The organism is Winogradskyella psychrotolerans RS-3 (genome assembly GCF_000427335.1).
GTDB classification, from domain to species: Bacteria; Bacteroidota; Bacteroidia; order Flavobacteriales; family Flavobacteriaceae; genus Winogradskyella; species Winogradskyella psychrotolerans.
The window spans coordinates 1-577 of sequence record NZ_ATMR01000067.1 but is presented as its reverse complement, the minus strand read 5'-3'; the positions used below and the strand labels follow the sequence as shown (position 1 = coordinate 577).

General features: G+C 37.3%; 1 protein-coding gene. It reads left to right on the top strand.

The genetic code is table 11. The features are described 5' to 3' along the window. The coding region (locus ADIWIN_RS04920; RefSeq protein ID WP_040756580.1) for a bile acid:sodium symporter family protein at positions 1-577 on the top strand (577 nt) is incomplete at both ends.

The following is a 577-nucleotide window of genomic DNA, read 5'->3' as shown; positions in this document are numbered from 1 at the left end:
TAACGCTGCACTGTCTGTAAGTCTTACGGCTTTTGCTACATTAAGTTCTGTTTTACTTACCCCATTTAATTTTGCTTTATGGTCTGGATTGTATGGTCCTACTGCCCTCTTACTAAAAAGTATTAGCCTTGATTATGGGGATGTATTTGAAACTGTAGCACTTATTTTAGGAATACCGTTAATCTTAGGCATTTATATCAATCAATACAAACCAGAAATAGCTCAAAAAACAGCCTCAATCTTGAAACCCTTAAGTGTTGTCATATTTATAAGCATCGTGATTGTCGCCTTTTATAGCAATTTTGATCTCTTTATGAAGGTTATTGGATGGGTGTTTGGGCTGGTTTTAATACATAATATTATTGCATTAGGCTCTGGGTTCAGCTTATCAAAGATTTTCGGATTAAACCTTGAAGACACCAAAACACTTACAATTGAAACAGGGATTCAAAACTCCGGCCTAGCGCTGGTTTTGATTTTCAATTATTTCGATGGCCTGGGTGGTATGTCTATTATCGCAGGATGGTGGGGAATCTGGCACATCGTCTCAGGGCTAATAATAGCTTCACTTTGGAAA